This window comes from Leisingera sp. ANG-M6 (genome assembly GCF_000813905.1).
Taxonomy (GTDB): domain Bacteria; phylum Pseudomonadota; class Alphaproteobacteria; order Rhodobacterales; family Rhodobacteraceae; genus Leisingera.
Genome location: NZ_JWLG01000024.1, coordinates 2501 through 5880, shown reverse-complemented (window position 1 = coordinate 5880; position 3380 = coordinate 2501). Strand labels below are relative to the sequence as shown.

The following is a 3380-nucleotide window of genomic DNA, read 5'->3' as shown; positions in this document are numbered from 1 at the left end:
GGCTTGGTCGGAAACGGTGGTTGCGGGAGCAGGATTTGAACCTGCGACCTTCAGGTTATGAGCCTGACGAGCTACCTGGCTGCTCCATCCCGCGTCAGGTGTTTTTGTATCGTTTAGAGAGATGTTTGGATTTTACTAGGTTTGGCGGTGACCTACTCTCCCAGGGCTTGAGCCCAAGTACCATCGGCGCGACAGTGCTTAACTTCCGGGTTCGGGATGGGACCGGGTGTTTCACTTGTGCTGTAGCCACCAAACCAAGAAAAATCCAAATGCCAGAGGCATTTGGATTTTCTTGGTTGGCGGCAGAGAGCGTATTTACGGAGTAAATGCGCGTTGCCGCACCTAAGTTATGTCATATGACATATCCAAATGCGTCCGGCGTACAATCAACCTGTCCGTGTCAGTTAGGGATGTTTGCTTTGATTGGTTTAGTAACACTGTCTGTTACTGGATCAAATCAAGCCTATCGGGCGATTAGTACCGGTCAGCTGAACGCATTGCTGCGCTTACACCTCCGGCCTATCGGCGTGGTGGTCTTCCACGGCCCTCAGGGATACCTTGTTTTGAGGGGGGCTTCCCGCTTAGATGCCTTCAGCGGTTATCCTGTCCGATCATAGCTACCCAGCACTGCTATTGGCATAACAACTGGTCCACCAGTGGATCGTTCACCCCGGTCCTCTCGTACTAGGGGCAACTCCTCTCAAGTATCCTACACCCACGGCAGATAGGGACCGAACTGTCTCACGACGTTCTAAACCCAGCTCACGTACCTCTTTAAACGGCGAACAGCCGTACCCTTGGGACCTGCTCCAGCCCCAGGATGAGATGAGCCGACATCGAGGTGCCAAACACTGCCGTCGATATGGACTCTTGGGCAGTATCAGCCTGTTATCCCCGGCGTACCTTTTATCCGTTGAGCGATGGCCCTTCCACGCGGGACCACCGGATCACTATGGCCGACTTTCGTCTCTGCTCGACTTGTCAGTCTTGCAGTCAGGCTGGCTTCTGCCATTGCACTCAACGAGCGATTTCCGACCGCTCTGAGCCAACCTTCGCGCGCCTCCGTTACTCTTTAGGAGGCGACCGCCCCAGTCAAACTACCCGCCACGCAGGGTCCCGGATCCGGATAACGGACCGCGGTTAGACATCAAGAGTGCGAAGGGTGGTATCTCAAGGGAGGCTCCACCGGGACTTGCGTCCCGGCTTCGATGCCTACCACCTATCCTGCACATCACAATCCTGATGCCAGTGCGAAGCTGTAGTAAAGGTGCACGGGGTCTTTCCGTCTAACCGCGGGAAGCCTGCATCTTGACAGGCAATTCAATTTCGCTGAGTCGATGTTGGAGACAGCGGGGAAGTCGTTACGCCATTCGTGCAGGTCGGAACTTACCCGACAAGGAATTTCGCTACCTTAGGACCGTTATAGTTACGGCCGCCGTTTACCTGGGCTTCAATTCGGAGCTCTCACCCCTCCTTTTAACCTTCAGGCACCGGGCAGGCGTCAGACCCTATACGTCGCCTTACGGCTTCGCAGAGCCCTGTGTTTTTAATAAACAGTCGCCACCCCCTGGTTTGTGCCCCCGGATCCAAGTTGCCTTGAACCCGGGCCTCCTTCTCGCGAACTTACGGAGGTATTTTGCCGAGTTCCTTCAACATCGTTCTCTCAAGCGCCTTGGTATTCTCTACCAGTCCACCTGTGTCGGTTTAGGGTACGGTCTGATGGAGGGCTATTTCCAGGGACCAATCAGCGGCCCGCCCAATCCGATAAGGGCGAACAACCTTCATGATCCGTCACATCCTCCTGGCCTAGGAATATTAACCTAGTTCCCATCGCCTACGCCTTTCGGCCTCGGCTTAGGGGCCGGCTTACCCTGCTCAGATTAGCTTTAAGCAGGAACCCTTGGACTTTCGGCGAGAGTGTCTCTCACACTCTTTGTCGCTACTCATGTCATCATTCTCGCTAGTGATCTCTCCACCGGATGGCTCACGCCCCGGCTTCATCGAAAGCCTCTCTCCTCCAATGTATCCGAAGATACTAAGGAGGAATGAGACTATGTCACACTACGCTCTGCTACCATGCACTATGTGCATCCTCGGCTTCGGCTCATGGCTTGAGCCCCGTTACATCTTCGCCGCAAGACATCTTGATTAGACCAGTGAGCTGTTACGCTATCTTTAAAGGATGGCTGCTTCTAAGCCAACCTCCTGGTTGTTTTGGACGTCTCACCTGCTTTCCCACTTAGCCATGAATTGGGGGCCTTAGCCGGAGGTCAGGGTTGTTTCCCTCTCCACGACGGACGTTAGCATCCGCCGTGTGTCTGCCATCTAGTACTCCCGGGTATTCGGAGTTTGGTTAGGATCAGTAAGCCTGTGGGGCCCCATTACCCATCCAGTGCTCTACCCCCCGGGGTATTCGGATGACGCTCTACCTAAATAGATTTCGCAGAGAACCAGCTATCTCCGAGTTTGATTGGCCTTTCACCCCTAGGCACAGCTCATCCCGATCCTTTTCAACGGATGTGGGTTCGGTCCTCCAGTGCGTGTTACCGCACCTTCAACCTGGCCATGCCTAGATCACTCGGTTTCGGGTCTGATCCCACGAACTCATGCGCCCTATTAAGACTCGCTTTCGCTGCGCCTACACCTAACGGTTTAAGCTTGCTCGTGAGACCAAGTCGATGACCCATTATACAAAAGGTACGCTGTCAGCCCTCAAGGGGCCTCCAACTGATTGTAGGCGTTCGGTTTCAGGTACTGTTTCACTCCCCTCGCCGGGGTGCTTTTCACCTTTCCCTCACGGTACTGGTTCGCTATCGGTCAGTAAGGAGTACTTAGCCTTCGGAGGTGGTCCTCCGATCTTCGAACAGGATTTCACGTGTCCCGCCCTACTTAATACGTCCCTCAGAGCTTCCCATACGGGGCTGTCACCCGCTCTGGCTGCGTTTCCCAACGCATTCTGGTCACTCATCAGGCTCGGCTGGTCCGCGTTCGCTCGCCACTACTAACGGAGTCTCTATTGATGTCCTTTCCTCCGGGTACTTAGATGTTTCAGTTCCCCGGGTTTGCTCTTAAAGACCTATGTATTCAGTCCTTAAGTACCTGGTTCAAACCATTATTGATTACCAAAGGTAACAATAACGATCTGTCAGGTGGGTTCCCCCATTCAGAGATCTTGGGATCAAAGCCTATTCCCGGCTCCCCCAAGCTTATCGCAGGGTATCACGTCTTTCATCGCCTCTTACTGCCAAGGCATCCACCAAACGCCCTTCTCGCGCTTGATTTGATCCAGAAAAAGACAGTGTTTCATGCCACGGTGCGGAAGCTGGTAAGAAACCGCACCCTTATTCTGAACCAAAAAGCAAACTATCCCGCTCTCAATC

General features: G+C 53.8%; 1 tRNA gene and 2 rRNA genes. All 3 read right to left on the bottom strand.

From position 1 onward, the window contains the following. Positions 1 to 17: 17 nt before the first annotated feature. A tRNA-Met gene (locus tag RA24_RS19495) sits at positions 18 to 94 on the bottom strand. Between the two features lie 45 nt (positions 95 to 139). Next, positions 140 to 254, bottom strand: a 5S ribosomal RNA gene (gene rrf / locus RA24_RS19490). Positions 255 to 453: 199 nt separating this feature from the next. After that, a 23S ribosomal RNA gene (locus RA24_RS19485) occupies positions 454 to 3281 on the bottom strand. Positions 3282 to 3380: the final 99 nt, after the last annotated feature.